Below are 15,545 nucleotides of genomic sequence, written 5' to 3'. Positions count from 1 at the left end.
TAGTATTAAGAAATGATAACTTATTTCAAATTTCTTAGGAGGGCTCATGACCGGGCTTATAGAAGGTTTTTTGGGGAAACGGTCGGACGGCAAAAAAAGCCGCACTCCAGCCGCTTGGGATAGATGGCAAAGTATTACAGGATTTATTCTAGCCTGTTTCATATTGTGCCATATGGTTTTTACTTCTACTATACTACTTGGCAAAGACGCATTTAACGCTGTCGTAGGATTTGCAGAGGCTAAATTTTTATTTGGCGAGGCTACTTGGTGGATCACAAATGTTATAGCTGCTGTTATCTTTGTAGTTTTTGTAACTCACGCCTTCTTGGCAATGAGAAAATTTCCTGCAAATTACAGACAATATCTAATGTTTAGAGGCCATAAAGACCGCATGAGGCACCTTGATACCACACTTTGGTGGTTCCAGTTTTTAACAGGCTTTGCTCTATTTTTTGCAGCAAGCGCCCACCTCATCGATATCATCTTTGGCGGACACATCACTGCTGACAAATCAGCTGCTGCTTTTCACAAACTAGAAATTTTCTACTTCGCACTACTTGTTTTCATGGTCGTTCACGCTAGCGTTGGCATGTACCGCTTATATGTCAAATGGGTAAGCATTGATGGCGTAAATAAACACGAAATGTTTGCTAAAAGAAATAAGGCAAAGACAGTTGTATTTGTCATTTATGGCATACTTGCTGTGATCGCTTTGATCGCTGATTTCGTGTGGATCAGCCATTAAAAAGGAGCTAGAAGATGAATGTAAAATATTATGACGCATTGGTAATTGGTGGCGGTCTAGCTGGTCTTAGAGCTGCTGTGGCTGCTGGAGAAAAGGGTTTAAGCACCGTAGTTTTGAGCCTCATCCCTGTAAAACGTTCTCACTCTGCTGCTGCTCAAGGCGGCATGCAAGCAAGCCTTGGTAACTCTAAAATGAGTGAAGGCGATAACGAAGATGTACACTTTGCTGACACAGTAAAAGGTAGCGACTGGGGTTGCGATCAACAAGTTGCACGTATGTTTTGTCAAACTGCTCCAAAAGCTATTAGAGAGCTTGCAGCTTGGGGCGTGCCTTGGACTAGGATCACAAAAGGCGAAAGAAGCGCTATCATCAACGCTCAAAAGACAACTATCGTTGAAAAAGAAGAGGTTCATGGCCTTATCCACTCACGTGACTTTGGTGGTACAAAAAAGTGGAGAACTTGCTACACAGCTGATGCAACTGGTCACACCATGCTTTTTGCTGTTGCAAACGAAGCGCTTAAGCACAATGTAGAAATTCACGACCGCAAAGAGGCGATCGCTTTGATACACCAAAATAACCGCTGCTACGGCGCGATCGTTCGTGACCTAGTAAATGGCGAGATCACAGCCTATGTTTCAAAAGGCACACTTATAGCAACTGGCGGTTATGGTAGAGTTTATAAACACACTACAAACGCTGTTGTTTGCGAAGGTATCGGCGCTGCGATCGCACTTGAGACTGGCGTAGCTCAGCTTGGTAATATGGAAGCTGTTCAGTTTCACCCAACTCCGATCGTCCCATCTGGCATTCTTTTAACAGAAGGTTGCCGCGGTGATGGCGGAATTTTACGTGACGTTGATGGATACCGCTTTATGCCTGATTATGAACCAGAGAAAAAAGAGCTAGCTAGCCGCGACGTCGTTAGCCGCCGTATCATGGAGCACATCCGTGCAGGCAAAGGTGTGCCTAGCCCTTATGGCTATCACGTTTGGCTTGATATCTCTATCCTTGGACGCGAGCACATCGAGAAAAATTTACGTGACGTTCAAGAAATTTGCGAAATTTTTAACGGCATCGATCCTGCTGACACTGAAGTATATACTGACGAGACAGGACATCAACGTGGCAAAGGCTGGGCGCCGATCCTACCTATGCAGCACTACTCAATGGGCGGCATCAAGACAAAACCAACTGGCGAGAGCCCAACACTAGCTGGTCTATTTAGCGCTGGCGAGGCTGCTTGCTGGGATATGCACGGCTTTAACCGCCTTGGTGGTAACTCAGTTTCTGAGACAGTCGTCGCTGGTATGATCGTTGGTGATTATTTTGCAGATTATTGCGCTAGCCACGAGATCGAGATAAACACAGCTGATATCGAGAAATTTGTTAAAAAACAAGAAGACTATCTAAATAGCCTCGTCACAAAAGATGGTAAATTTAACGTCTTTGATATCAAAAACAAGATGAAAGAGGTAATGTGGGAGCACGTTGCGATATTTAGAACAGGCAAAGGCCTAGAGCTTGCTGTTAAAGAGCTTGAAGCACTCTACAAAGAGTCACTTGATGTAAAAGTAAGCAACAAAGCACTATTTGGCAACCCAGAGCTTGAAGAGGCTTACCGCGTGCCAAAGATGCTAAAACTAGCACTTTGTATCGCAAAAGGTGCGCTTGATAGAACAGAGAGCCGTGGTGCTCACTGCCGTGAAGACTATCCAAAGAGAGATGACCTTAACTGGCTAAACAGAACGCTTACAAGCTGGAAAGAAGGCGACACTATGCCAACTATCACTTATGAGCCACTTGATATCATGAAGATGGAGATGCCGCCAGCATTTAGAGGTTATGGTGCAAAAGGAAATATCATCGAGCATCCAAACAGCGCTATCCGCCAAAAAGAGGTAGATGAAATTCGCGAGAAAATGCAAGCAGAAGGCAAGAGCAGACAAGAAATTCAAGAGGCTTTGATGCACTATGACCTTCAACCAAAATATAAAGCACCAAATGAAAGAGCAGGTATAGGAAATGAGTAGAAAAATAACCATAAAAGCTTTTAAATACAATCCTTTAAGCAAAGTTTCAAAGCCTCATTTTGCGACTTATGAGCTTGAAGAGACTGATGGTATGACGCTATTTATCGCGTTAAATCAAATTCGTGAGAAATTTGATCCAGATCTTAGCTTTGACTTTGTTTGTCGTGCGGGAATTTGCGGAAGTTGTGGCATGCTAGTAAATGGCAAACCAAGCCTAGCTTGCAGAACCCTAACAAAAGACTTTGAAAGCGGTGTCATCGAGCTTATGCCTTTGCCAGTCTTTAAACTACTAAAAGATCTAAGCGTAGATACTGGCAACTGGATGAACGCTATGAGTAAGCGTGTCGAGAGCTGGATACACACAGATCATGAGACTGATATCTCTAAGCTTGAAGAGAAAGTTGAGCCAGAAGTCGCTCAAGAAGTTTTTGAGCTTGATCGCTGTATAGAGTGCGGAATTTGCGTCGCATCTTGTGGAACAGCTATCATGAGACCTGATTTCATCGGCGCTGTTGGTCTAAACAGGGTTGCTAGATTTAAGATAGACGCACTTGATAAGAGAACTGATGAGGACTTTTACGAGCTAATCGGCGATGATGATGGCGTATTTGGTTGTATGACTTTGCTTGGCTGCGAAGACAACTGCCCAAAACACCTACCACTTCAAAGCCGCATAGCTTATATGCGTAGAAAAATGGCTGCTATAAAGTAGCAAAGGGGCTGTAAAAAGCCCCAAATTTATTTAAAAACTCTAAAAACAGAGACCAAGATACAGATACAAATATCTAGCGCTGCAAATAAGAAAAATACAAATATTAAAAGCGGAAACGACAAGACTATGCCCATTATATAGCCAAGCGGCAAGGTAATAAAAAACAAAAGACCAAACCCAGCACTAATGCAAAAAAATATCGCAAACAACGAAGCGATCACGTTCATAAATAAATTGATATTATCAGAGAAAAACTCTGTTAGGCTTACGTATTTCATGCGGTGATTATATCCATAAAAATATAAAAAACAAGAAATTTTTTGGTAAAAAATTTATATAATTTGACATCAAGCAACTTCATTTTTTAGGATATTAAATGATACCAAGCTATAAAGAGATGATGCTACCCATTTTAGAATTTGTAGCACAAAATAACAATACAAACAGAAGTGAAATTTACAAATTTATAATAAATCAGTTTAAGCTAAACGATGAAGACCTTTTGCAAAGGATAAAAAGAGGGACACCTACTTATATAAACCGTGCCGACTGGGCTCTAACGTATCTGGCAACCACTGCACAGGTAAAAGCAAAACCAAAGATGAAGCCTCTTGAGAAAGTTGGCAAAAGTCTGTTTTCTATAACAAATTTTGGCAAAGAGCTGATAAGTAGTAAGGATGCAAAAGAGAAATTTATATCTTGGTATGATGAAATTTACAAACAAGAGATCAAAAAAGAAAAGAAAGAAGCAGTAGAAAATACACCAGACGACAGCCTAAAAGATGCATATGAAAGGATAAAAGAAGAGCTAAAAAGTGAAATTTTATCCAGCATTTTAGAAAAAGAGCCTAGATTTTTCGAGCATCTAGTAACAGAGCTTTTAGAAAGGATGGATTATGGAACTGGAAGCCTTACAAACAAAGGTCCAGACGGTGGTATAGATGGCATAATAGACGAAGATGAGCTAGGACTTTCTAAAATTTACATCCAAGCAAAGAGATATAAAGATGGTAGCAACATAGGTAGGCAAGAGATACAGCAGTTCATCGGTGCTATCTCAAATAAAAATACCAAAAAGGGCGTCTTTATTACAACGGCAAAATTTACAAAAGAGGCCCAAATGTTTGCTAATGATAGTCAAAACTTTAGCGTAGTCTTGATAGATGGCGACAGACTGGCTGAGCTAATGATAAAGTATAAAGTAGGCGTTCAAACAAGCCAGATATATGAAATTTGCAAGATCGATACCGACTTTTTTGAGGAAAATAATTTTTAAAAATGCTAGCGAATTTAAAATTTGCAAGGCACTCACACATGCAGTTTGAGTTCAAATTTCATTTTAATATCACCGAACTCTCTTGCAGTTTTTCTAGCTTTAAAATTTGCTCTTTTGGCTTTGCCTTTAGGCGCTCAAGCATCGCTATTTTTTGGGCGTAAATTTCATTAAATTCGGTCTTTATATCAAGCAAAGTTTTATTTAAAAAAGAGTTATTTGAGCACATAAGATCGTCAAATTCATAAAGGCTAAAGGCGTTTAGCATGCGCTCAAAAACCTCTTTTGCGCTTGGGATGTAGAGTGGCGTGCTCATTTGCAGGTGCGAATTTAGCGAGTTTTCGATCTTTTGCTTTAGAAAATAAACCGCAAGTTTAAGCGCATTTTCGTAGTTTGATGCGACCTTTACATCAAGCTTTTCAAAAAAGAGCGATATCTTTTGCGTTGCCTTAAATTTGGCATTTTCATACTCTCTTAAAAAATTCTCATAGGTCCTGCCAGCGTAGGTATTTATCGATTTTGTCTCGTAGTTTGAGGCAAACTCATCAAATGGATTAAAGCTCTCATAGCGAGATTTGTAGATGAAAAGCTCATCTTCTAGGCTTTTATAAAGCTCATCAAAAGCCGATATGATCTCATTTTCAAGCTCTTTTAGATCTCTTTTGTAGCGTTTAAAAAATTTAGAAAAGACGATATCTTCGTAGATGAGCTTTGAAAAGACCTCGTCCGTGTCAAGGCTTATCATTTCAAAATTTTCTCGCTTATAAATTTCTTTGTTTAAAAGCGTCTTTGCTGGGTTAAATTTTGTCCTAGAAAATGGCTTAAGCAGCTTAAAAACTTCATCACTTGCAAGCTTGATAGCCTCGCTCATATCGCTGTATCTCAGAGCGATTTTAGGTTTAAACTCCTCTTTTATCGCCTCTAGTTTTTCTTCAAGAGTGGCATTAAATTTATCCAAAATTTCATCAGCTGCGCTATAAACTTTTAGGCGATTTTCTTGCTCGCTAATTAAAAAATTTACCATCTTTTTCGCCCTTGCTTTTATGAAATTTTCTTTAAAGCTCGCGTTTAAAAACGCCTCTTTTACAGCGCTTAGTGCTTTAGCGAAATTTGAGCTTTCTAGCTCGCTCTTGTTTTCATTTGTGATGCCATGGAGCGCTTGCTTTGACGAGATGGCGATGATATCTTCAAAAAGCTCGCCGTAAGTTTGCCTAGCGTGCTTTAGCAAGCTTTCAAGCTCATCCTCGCTTAGCTTATCCTTTTGGTTGATGAAGCAAAGAGCCTTTAGATCGTTTGTTCTTAAAATTTCTTCTACGCTTTCAAGCTCGCTAGCCTTTGCAGCGTTGTTTGCGAGGCTTAGCCAGATCGCGCCACAGACCTTTTTTAGCGTATTTTTAGTCTCTTTTGTGTCGGCATCTCGTAGCGAGTTTAGCCCTGGCGTGTCGATGAAATTTACCTCTTTTAAAATTTCACTTGGCGCATAAAGTGTCATGCTTTTTATCTGCTCGCTCATGGCGTTTAGCTCTGCAAGCTCGCTGCTAGCTAGCAAGCTCTCGCTGCCGTTTGTAAATTTCACGCTAAGAAGCGGCATCTTTGCAAATTTTAGCCGCACAGCCTTTGCCGTGACAGGCGTTAGACCTGATGGCAAGATGTTTTGTCCAAGCAGAGCGTTTAAAAATGTTGATTTGCCACTTGAAAACTGCCCTATAACAGCGATTAGAGGCGGCTCATTTAGCGTGTCGATTAGTAAATTTAGGCTCTCTTTTATCTCATCACTTGCGTGCAGGCTTGGATCATTTAGCTCATTTACCAGCTTTGCTAGCTCGCCCTTAAAGTCGCTTGTAAAAACCTTAAAATATCTCGCCTTATAGGCATTTATGAACTCATTAAACATTTTCTAGCTCCCCTAAAAGCGAGCAAATTTCATCTTGCAAGGCGTTTTGCTCTTTTAGTTTTAAAAGTGAGTTTTGATTTTGCGAGCTAAGCTTTTCTAGCTCACGATCTAGCTCTTTTAGCCTCTTATCAAGCGTGGCTTTTTGTGCGGTTTGGTAGGTTTTTATGAGGTTTAAAAGGCAATTTTTTTCGTGGTCAGTTAAAATTTCACAAAATTGAGAGATATTTTTATCTTTTAGTAAGCCCTCTTTTAAGCTTAAAAGTGCTTCACTTGCGTCACTTGAAATTTTAGCTCTAAATGCAGCTAAAAGCTCTTTGAATTCAAGCTTTACGCCCATTTGCTCTAAAAAGTCATTGATGTTAAAAACCTCGTTTTTACTCATCACATAATCATCAAAATTTAAAGCGATATTTTGCTCACACGCCCTTGTTTGCACCAAAGTCTCGTTTCTAGCCTCTCTCATAAGTGCCATCACGCTGTCACGAAGCGTTGTTTTTGCGATTTGCTCTAAGCGCTCTAAATTTAAACTTTGCTTTTTGCTTTTGCAGTAGGCTATCTCGCTTTTTACCTTGTCGTTTAGGTTTTGCAAAAGCGTCTCAAGCCCCATTTTATAGATCTTTTTGGTGTTGCTACTTTCAAGCTTTGTAAGCTCATTTTGAGTTAGGCTTTCAAGTTTAGAGAAATTTTCACTCAGTGCGTTTTTGACGTTTGCCTGCTCATTTTGAAGCTTTTTAAGTTCCACTTCATAAGCTTTGAGCGACAAAATTTCAGCCTTAGTGGCCTCAAGCTTGCTATTTAGGATATTTTTTAGCTCCTTTTGATACGAGCTTAAGATAAGGGCTGATTTTTTAGAATTTTTGCCAAAGAGCACCTCGTAAAGATAGTCCTTAAACTCCTCTACACCGCTATTTGCAGCACCTTCTAAGAAGCTTTTTGCACTAAGCGCAAAATAATCAATCTCCACGCCATTTATCTGCTCACCGATCGCTTTTTTTGTGTAGTTTAGCGTCTCATTTAGCTCTTTAGCGCTTAGCTCATCAGCGTGAGTTAGCACCACGGCGAGCCTTACGATATGCGAGTTTTCAAGGCATTTTTTTAAAAATAGAGCGTCCTTTTGCGTGGCGCTTTGTGAGGCGTTCATGAGGTGGGCTAAAAGGTCACACTCCCTCATAAAATTTGTAGTGATCTGCTCCCTTAAAACCACCGCATCATCGATGCCTGGCGTGTCTATGATGCAGACGTTGTCCTTTAAAAGCTCCAAGTCGTCATAAAGCTCGACGCTTTTTACGAGATTTGCTGTTTTTGAGTTTGAAGAGGTGTAGTTTTTTATCTCATCTATGCCGATATCTACACTTTTGCTTGGTAAATTTTCGCTTGGTACGCCAAGTGCTAAAAGCTCATCAATGCTGTAAAAATTTACCCTTGCAAAGCTATCTTTGGAGTATTTTAAAATGGTTAAATTTATCGTTTCTGGCACGTTTGAAGCGCCAAGGATGGGTTTGTTTAAAAGGGCATTTAAAAGGGTTGATTTGCCAGAGTTTATGACGCCACTTGCTGCTATGTTAAAAAGCGTTTCGTTTGATCTTTTTTTGGCAGCCGCAAGTGCCTCTAAAAATGTTTTATCGCTATCAAGTAAGCTTGCTTTTTCGTTTATCTCATTTAAAAACTCTAGGTTTTTATGGAAGTGATCTTTTGGCTTGGTATGAGAAATTTTAGCCTCATTAGCGCCTTTATTTTTGCTTATGATCTTTTCTAAAAAGGCAAATTTCTCATCATCTATGATCTTTTCATCATGTAATTTTTCTAGATATTTTACTATCTCATCACTTGAAATTTTAGCCTCATTTAGCGCTTTAAGAGTCGCAAGCTGTGCACTTTGTATGCTAAATATATCAAGCTCAACCTTAAGCCTTTTTAGCACCAGCCTAAACTCATCAAGCGCCATAAACTGATCTAAATTTCTCTCGTCGCAAACTATAAGAAGAGCTAGCAGATCTGGGTAAAATGGCACGCTAGCAGCAGCATTTGTATAAATTTTATTTGCACGCCAAGCCTGTTTTAAAAACTCATCCATAAAGACTCTTTTTATTGATATTTTTGGATTTTATTAAATTTTTACTTATGAAGCTATCAAAGAAGAGTTACGAGCTTTAGTAGATTATAAAATATAATTTTAACTTCTCAAAATAATAAATTTGTTCTTATCAAAATGATAAAAAGCGAGCATTTTAAAATGTAATACTTTTAAACTTAAAGATATTTATTTTAGTAGCAAAATTTATCTTGCATAAAACATCGCAACCAAACCGCGGTTTATATCTTTCGTATCGCCATCATCTATCTTTGTAACCTTTGAGATGCTCACACTTTTATCGCTATTTATCGTGAAAGTGAGCTCAATAACTCTCTCATTTACCTTTCTAGTGTTTTCACCAAAATAGATCACTTCTGGCTCTTTTTGCGAGTAGTAGGCGGCATATTTGCTTTGGGCTACGACGTTGTCAAAGACCCATTTTTGTTTGATATCTAAATTTTGAGCAAGCTCATTTTTAAACTCAAGGTCGCAGCTAACAGAGGCTAAGTAGCCAGCACTTTCTTTTGTCGGATCAAATTTACAGTGCTTGTTTGCGATTGATAAAATAGTCTCTTTATCTATGCTTTTACCACTTTTTAATATACTATTTGCGCTATCAAGTGCTAGCTCAAGGCTGTTATCAACTCTTTTTTGCTGAGCAGCTTTTGCATTATTTAGAGCTTTTATGTAGCCGCTATTTTTTCTTTCAAACTCATCTTCAAGTACATTTTTCCCTACCACGCAGCTTACTTTAACCACTTTTTTATCGTCACTACTGATGTCTTGCCACTGGGTGCTTGTACAGCCTTTAAAGCTATCTATCGCTGAGCCTATTGTTATTAATTTATTACCTTTTAAAATGTAGTTTTTAACAATACCTATGTTGCTTTCCTTGCAGCTCACTAATAATAAAAGTGCGCTAAATCCTAGAAATAGAGCCTTTTTCATCATTTTACCTTTTTGTAAATTTGACAAAATAGTACCAAACTAAAGTTTAAATTATTATGATTTTATTAAAATAAATTACATAAATATAATTTATTAAAATAATTATTGAAAATTTAAGCTTGAAATAGCGCAAATTTGTATTGTTTTAAAATTTAAAAATAGAAGATTTTAAACAAAAGGTTTTGAGGAATTTTACAAACCTAGCTCAATTTTCTTAAAACTAACCCTTGGATTTATAGTTAGCTTATCATGCGAGATAAACTCTTTTTTTAAGTATTTTTCACGTCCAGCTCTTGCTATCATCAGCGCATTATCAGAGCAAAACGCAAGTGGAGCTAGCAAAAGCTCGCACCCATTTTTTTGACAAAGAGTTTCAAGCCTTTTTCGTAAATTTAAATTTGCACTTGCTCCGCCAACCACGCCAAAACGCTTGAAATTTCTTAGCTTGAAAACCTTTTCAAGCTTATTTAAGATGTGCTCACAGGCCGTATTTTCAAAGGCGTAGCAAATATCTGAGATATCTTTTTGTGTGATAGTTTCAAGCTTTGAAATTTCAACCCTGACTTGGTTTTTAAGCCCTGAAAAGCTGTATTCAAGGCGTTTGTCGTGAAGAAGTGGGACGGTAAATTTAAACCTCTCTTTATCCTCGCACAAAAGTGCATTTTCCTGCACCACAGCACCTCCTGGATAGCCAAGATCAAGCATCTTTGCCACCTTGTCAAAGCTCTCACCAAAGCTATCATCGCTTGTGCTTGCAAGCTCTAAAATCTCGCCATTTTCGTTAATCTCAAGTATCATCGTATGTCCGCCACTAACTAGCAAAACTCCAAGCGGAAAGGTGGCTTCGCGGTCTAAAAATAGCGAGTAGATATGACCAACTAGGTGATTTACGGCGATTAGTGGGATATTTAGGGCGATACTTAGCGCTTTTGCCATGCTCACACCTCCTATCAGACTCACGCTTAGCCCTGGCTCGTTTGTCACGGCGATCGCGTTTATATCTTTTAAATTTGGCAATATATCATTTAAAAGTGCTGGCAGCGCCTTTGTATGAAGCCTTGCCGCAAGCTCTGGGACCACACCACCAAAGATAGCGTGCTCCTCTTCTTGTGAGATCTTTTTATAATAAATTTGCTCCAGCGTCTCTTCATCTATGAGCGCGACAGAGCTGTCATCACAGCTGCTTTCTATGCCAAGTATCATCTAAACTCCGCTAGTATCATGCCAGCAAATTTCTCTTTGCCACTTTCACTTTTGTAAAACTCAACTCGGTAAATTTTGCCATCTTTATCTATGCTATAGCTTTTGTTTAGGCTGTTTTTATCGATCTCTTGCTCGCTCTCATCAACACTTTTAGTGCCGTATCCTATGACATTTACGCGCGTGTTTTTGAGCGCTTTTATCTTAAAGCTCTTTTTAACGCTAAATTTATCGCCACTTTTTAGCACAAGCTCGTTGCCATCGCTCAAAAGAGAAATTTTATCAAGCGGCTTTGCAAACTCGAAGTATTGCGGCTTTAGCCTAGTGACAGAGCGGTTGCCATACTGCACTTTGTAAGTCTCTTTATCTTTTATAACGGCGATTAGCGGATTTGGCGAGTGGTAGATTAGCTCTCCTTTTTTAAATGGCACGAAGCTTATCACTGGCTTTAAATTTTTAAGGCTAAGAGCGTAGCTGTCAAATAGCTCAAGCCTGATCTCTTTTTCGATAGTTTTTTTCACGCTTTTGACATCGAGCTCAAAGGGCCTAGTAAAGCTAATGCCAGCCTTTTTCATATACTCCTCGATCGCCACTAGGTGATAATATGTCCTTTGCTCGGCGTTTAAATTTTTGCTAGCTTCGTTTGCAAAGGCGGACTTGTTTTGCGTGATCGCGTAGTAGGTGAGGCTTTTTAGCATCTCTTTGTCGCCCATCGCTGTGTGCGTATTTTTGACGTGATACTGATGTTTTGGATCTATGAGGTGCTTATTTAGCACGTCTTTTACGCTTGATGCGATGCTTTCAAGCTCTGGATACTTTGAGCCTGGCAGTGTGCTTTGGTCGATGATGCAGGTGTTGCCCCATTTGTCTGGATTTTCGTCCTTGCTTATAAATTTATCTCTATAATATCCGCTGCCATCGTGTAAATTTAAGATGAGCGTGACGTTTTTGTCGGTGATGACGTCTTTTATCTTCATCACCGAGTTGTAGTCTGGATCGTCTTTATCGACGTGGGCGAATTTTCTATTCATATCGCCCTTTGTGCCACGACTTCTCTCGATGATGCTTGGGAAATTTAAATTTGGCACGACCCAAAGCGAGCCTTTTGTGATGTTATAGTCAGTCGCCACGATAGAAGCCGCCAAAAAGCCGCCTGGCTCGTCGCCTTGTATGCCACCGATTAAGAGCATAGTATTGCTACTTGGCTCACCTTTTTTGATAAGTGCATAGTCCAGTGCGCTTGCATTTGCAAGGCTTGCAGCCGCAAGAGCTGCTAGAAAAAGTCTAAATTTACGCATTAATATCCTTCGTAATGCTTTGTTTTTGGTAAAAGCAAATTTAAAACTATACCAGTAACCGCGCCAAGTCCGATACCTGAAAATTTAACCGCTCCAAGGTCAAGCACCATGCCGCCGATGGCGAAGATGAAGATGAGGGCTACGATTATCATATTTCTAGGATCGGCTAGATCGACTCTGTTTTTTATAAGTGTCTCCATGCCAACGCTTGCGATGATGCCAAAAAGTAGCAGCATGATACCGCCGATGACTGGAGCTGGGATGGTCGAGAGCACCGCGCCAAGCTTGCCAACGAAGGCTAGCACGATAGCAGTGATCGCTGCAAAGGTCATGATCGCTGGATTATACGCTTTTGTAAGGCTAACTGCGCCTGTGACCTCTGAGTAGGTGGTGTTTGGCGGACCACCAAAGGCAGCAGCTAGCGAGGTGGCCAGACCGTCGCCTAAAAGGGTATTTTTAAGCCCTGGATTTTTTAAAAAATCCTCTTTTGTGACGTTTGAGATAGCGAGCATATCGCCGATGTGCTCGATCGCTGGGGCGATGGCGATAGGTATCATGTAGATGATCGCTTCAAGTTCAAATTTTGGTGCGCTAAAGCTTGGCACTCTAAACCAAGGGGCGCTTGCGATGGCGCTAAAATCAACCATGCCAAAGCAGTAAGCCACGATGTAGCCAGCGATAATGCCAAGCAAGATCGGTATAAGCCTAAACATCCCCCGTCCTAGCATCATGACAACGATAGTGGCGATAAGCGATGTGGCTGCTACGATCATCGCTACGTTTTGAGTGTAGGTTTCGGTAGCTGAAGTGGCCATCTTAACGGCATTAGGAGCTAGTATCAAACCTATGGTCATGATGACTGGACCAACGACAACTGGAGGCAAAATTTTATGCAAAATTTTCTCGCCGCCAAAGCGAACCACAAGACTTAGCGCGACATAGAAAAATCCAGCAAATATAACGCCGCCCATCGTCACTGGTATGCCCCATTTTTCGATGCCGTACTGAAGTGGAGCGATGAAGGCAAACGAGCTTGCTAGAAAGATCGGCGGGACATTTTTTCTAGTTATTAGCTGAAAAAGCAGCGTGCCAAGACCAGCTGTAAAGAGTGCTACGTTTGCATCAAGCCCCGTAAGGATAGGCACGAGCACGAGCGCGCCAAAGGCGACAAATAAAAACTGCACACCGATCAAGCTTTGCTTAAGATCAAATTTATACCCCTCATACCTTTGCATTTAGCATCCTTTTTGCGTATTCTCGAACCTCTTTATCAACTTCATAAATTTCATCTACGCTTGAAATTTTAAGACTCTTAAATTTTTTAGCTGAGCCCAAAATGAGCCTTGAGATATCTAAAAATGAGCACTTTTTCTCTAAAAAACTAAATACTCCAACCTCGTTTGCAGCGTTTATGACGACACCTAAATCAGGACTAGCTAAGACTTCATCTTTTAGAGAAAAGACTGGATATTTTTTAAGGCTGATCTTATGAAATTTGATATTTTTTAGATCAAGTAAATTTGCGTGAGAGACGATATTTTGCTCAACTTTTTCAAAGATAGCATGCGCGATAGCTAGCTTCATATCTGTGCGTGAGAGATGCATCGTGCTTGAGCCATCGATAAACTCGACTACGGCGTGGATGGCTGAGGTTGGCTCTATCACGGCCTCGATATCTTTGATGCCGTAAAGCCAGTAGGCCTCCATCACCTCAAAAAGCTTGTTTGTCATCGTCGCGCTATCAATCGTTATCTTTGCGCCCATATCCCAGTTTGGATGTTTCAAAGCATCGCTTGGCGTAGCATCTTTTAGAAATTTGATCGGCTTTTTATAAAATGCCCCGCCACTTGCTGTGATGATGAGCTTTTTGGCAGGAGTTTTGTTTTCTAGTAGAAATTTAAGCCCAAAATGCTCGCTGTCTATTGGCAAAATTTCTCTTGTTTTTAAAAACTTGCCGCCAACAACAAGGCTCTCTTTGTTTGCAAGGGCAAGTTTTTTACCAAGTGCTTGTGTCTTTAGGCTAGGAGCGAGTCCAGCAAAGCCTACAAGGGCGTTTATCACCTTTTTTGAGCTTGAAATTTCAAGCATTTCTAGCAGTCCAGCCTCACCAAAAAAGATGTTTTTAGCCTCAATGTTTTTTACATTTTTAACTAGCTTTTCGTCGCCCACACAGACAAATTTTGGCTTAAATTTTAAAATTTGCTCGTTTAGCAAAGCTACGTTTTTGGCGCAGCTTAATGCCTCGACGCTAATGTCAAATTTCTCGCAAAGCGCTAGAGCATTTTTGCCGATAGAGCCAGTTGAGCCAAGTATTACCACGATAGCGACCAAAGTAGCGCAACAACGCCAAATAAATAGCCATCTATCCTATCAAGCATGCCGCCGTGACCTGGGAAAAGTGTGCCGCTGTCTTTGACACCGCAAAGTCTTTTTAGATAGCTCTCAAAGAGATCTCCCCAGACCGCAAAGACGCAGACTAAAAAGCTTGAAAATAGAATTTGAAAAAATCCATCTGTTACGAAATTTCCAACGACGCAGCCAACTATGGTGCCTACTACCACGCCGCCAACTGCGCCCTCGATAGTCTTGTTTGGTGAGCTTGGGCTAAATGGGTGCTTGCCAAAGGCTTTGCCAACGAAAAATGCGCCACTATCGCTTGCAACGACGCTTAAGATAAGCCACGCAAGATAGCCCATGCCATACTCTGAGTAGAGCATCCACATCATAAAGATAGGTGTCGTCGGATATACAAAAGGGGCGACTAGCTTTAAATTTTCGCTTTTTATATGCGCAAGGATAGATGCTACCAGCATGATAGCTAGGATCGCGATGAAGATCGGATTTGTAAAATATGTAAGCACGTAAAATGCGAGTGCTGCATAAACTAGTTGTTTGTGATCGATGCCATAAAGCTTGAGCGACTCATTAAAGGCAAAGTAAAGCACAGCGCCAAGCAAAATAAAATTTAAAATATAATTATCTATAAAAAAAACTACCAAAATAGCAACAAACATCAAAACGCCAGTGATAATGCGTGAAGACATACACTCTCCTTAAAATCGTTATTTTGCCGTAATTATAACACTTAAAATTTAGACGGCGTTTATAAGAGTGAAATTTGGTTTAAAAAGTGTTTGAAAATTTGACACGAGTGCGGAATAATGTTTGATAGACCTTGTCATTGCTTGCGTTTTATTGAGACTCCAGCAAATTTTAAAATTTCATGAGCGAGTAATTTCGGCTCTAAAATTTGAGCTAAGCGATAAGCGAAGCCAAATTTTAGTAGTCAATTCTTGCGAGTGAAAGGAATTTTAAAATTTGCAAAAAAGCTTTATTGAATTTTAAAATTTAAATTTTTACATAAAACC

General features: G+C 40.1%; 13 protein-coding genes. 4 read left to right on the top strand and 9 right to left on the bottom strand.

Going from position 1 to position 15,545, the window contains the following annotated elements; genetic code table 11:
- Positions 1-46 precede the first annotated feature (46 nt).
- The 3 genes from UNSWCS_RS03535 to UNSWCS_RS03525 are packed head-to-tail and all read left to right on the top strand — an operon-like array spanning position 47 to position 3,490.
- Positions 47-745: a fumarate reductase cytochrome b subunit gene (locus UNSWCS_RS03535; RefSeq protein ID WP_035143411.1), complete on the top strand. Its 699-nt coding sequence runs from the start codon at positions 47-49 to the stop codon at positions 743-745.
- 14 nt (positions 746-759) lie between these two features.
- On the top strand, positions 760-2,778 hold the full coding sequence (locus UNSWCS_RS03530) for a fumarate reductase flavoprotein subunit (protein WP_021087339.1): 2,019 nt from the start codon (positions 760-762) through the stop codon (positions 2,776-2,778).
- A complete protein-coding gene (locus UNSWCS_RS03525; RefSeq protein WP_004317555.1) occupies positions 2,771-3,490 on the top strand; it encodes a fumarate reductase iron-sulfur subunit in 720 nt (239 codons plus the stop codon). Before UNSWCS_RS03530 ends, UNSWCS_RS03525 begins: the two co-directional genes overlap by 8 nt.
- 26 nt (positions 3,491-3,516) lie before the next feature.
- On the opposite strand, the gene UNSWCS_RS03520 is transcribed toward UNSWCS_RS03525, so the two are convergent.
- Positions 3,517-3,768: a hypothetical protein gene (locus UNSWCS_RS03520; protein ID WP_021087378.1), complete on the bottom strand. Its 252-nt coding sequence runs from the start codon at positions 3,766-3,768 to the stop codon at positions 3,517-3,519.
- A gap of 98 nt (positions 3,769-3,866) precedes the next feature.
- On the opposite strand from UNSWCS_RS03520, the gene UNSWCS_RS03515 reads away from it, so the two are divergent.
- Complete coding sequence (locus tag UNSWCS_RS03515) at positions 3,867-4,766, top strand: restriction endonuclease (RefSeq protein WP_021087377.1); 900 nt, start codon at positions 3,867-3,869, stop codon at positions 4,764-4,766.
- A 58-nt stretch (positions 4,767-4,824) separates the two neighbouring features.
- Here the strand turns inward: UNSWCS_RS03515 and UNSWCS_RS03510 are convergent, their stop codons facing one another.
- From UNSWCS_RS03510 to UNSWCS_RS03475, 8 genes are all read right to left on the bottom strand, one after another.
- Positions 4,825-6,657 (bottom strand): dynamin family protein, encoded by a 1,833-nt coding sequence (locus tag UNSWCS_RS03510; protein WP_021087395.1) that lies wholly within the window; start codon positions 6,655-6,657, stop codon positions 4,825-4,827.
- A complete protein-coding gene (locus UNSWCS_RS03505; RefSeq protein WP_021087284.1) occupies positions 6,650-8,731 on the bottom strand; it encodes a dynamin family protein in 2,082 nt (693 codons plus the stop codon). Before UNSWCS_RS03505 ends, UNSWCS_RS03510 begins: the two co-directional genes overlap by 8 nt.
- A gap of 204 nt (positions 8,732-8,935) precedes the next feature.
- Positions 8,936-9,679 (bottom strand): hypothetical protein, encoded by a 744-nt coding sequence (locus UNSWCS_RS03500; RefSeq protein WP_035143409.1) that lies wholly within the window; start codon positions 9,677-9,679, stop codon positions 8,936-8,938.
- Positions 9,680-9,871: 192 nt separating this feature from the next.
- Positions 9,872-10,882 (bottom strand): tRNA (adenosine(37)-N6)-threonylcarbamoyltransferase complex transferase subunit TsaD, encoded by a 1,011-nt coding sequence (gene tsaD, locus UNSWCS_RS03495; RefSeq protein ID WP_021087278.1) that lies wholly within the window; start codon positions 10,880-10,882, stop codon positions 9,872-9,874.
- On the bottom strand, positions 10,879-12,177 hold the full coding sequence (locus UNSWCS_RS03490) for a M99 family carboxypeptidase catalytic domain-containing protein (RefSeq protein ID WP_021087386.1): 1,299 nt from the start codon (positions 12,175-12,177) through the stop codon (positions 10,879-10,881). The genes tsaD and UNSWCS_RS03490 overlap by 4 nt, the downstream gene beginning before the upstream one ends.
- Entirely contained in the window at positions 12,177-13,412 is a 1,236-nt protein-coding gene (locus UNSWCS_RS03485; RefSeq protein ID WP_021087301.1) for a uracil-xanthine permease family protein, read from the bottom strand. Before UNSWCS_RS03485 ends, UNSWCS_RS03490 begins: the two co-directional genes overlap by 1 nt.
- A complete protein-coding gene (dxr, locus tag UNSWCS_RS03480; protein ID WP_021087370.1) occupies positions 13,399-14,508 on the bottom strand; it encodes a 1-deoxy-D-xylulose-5-phosphate reductoisomerase in 1,110 nt (369 codons plus the stop codon). Before dxr ends, UNSWCS_RS03485 begins: the two co-directional genes overlap by 14 nt.
- Positions 14,490-15,221 carry a phosphatidate cytidylyltransferase gene (locus UNSWCS_RS03475; RefSeq protein WP_009294260.1) on the bottom strand — a complete coding sequence of 244 codons (732 nt, stop codon included), beginning with the start codon at positions 15,219-15,221 and terminating at the stop codon, positions 14,490-14,492. The genes dxr and UNSWCS_RS03475 overlap by 19 nt, the downstream gene beginning before the upstream one ends.
- Positions 15,222-15,545 lie beyond the last annotated feature (324 nt).

Source organism: Campylobacter concisus UNSWCS (assembly GCF_000466685.1).
GTDB lineage: Bacteria > Campylobacterota > Campylobacteria > Campylobacterales > Campylobacteraceae > Campylobacter_A > Campylobacter_A concisus_A.
This window is presented reverse-complemented; position numbering and strand designations above follow the sequence as displayed.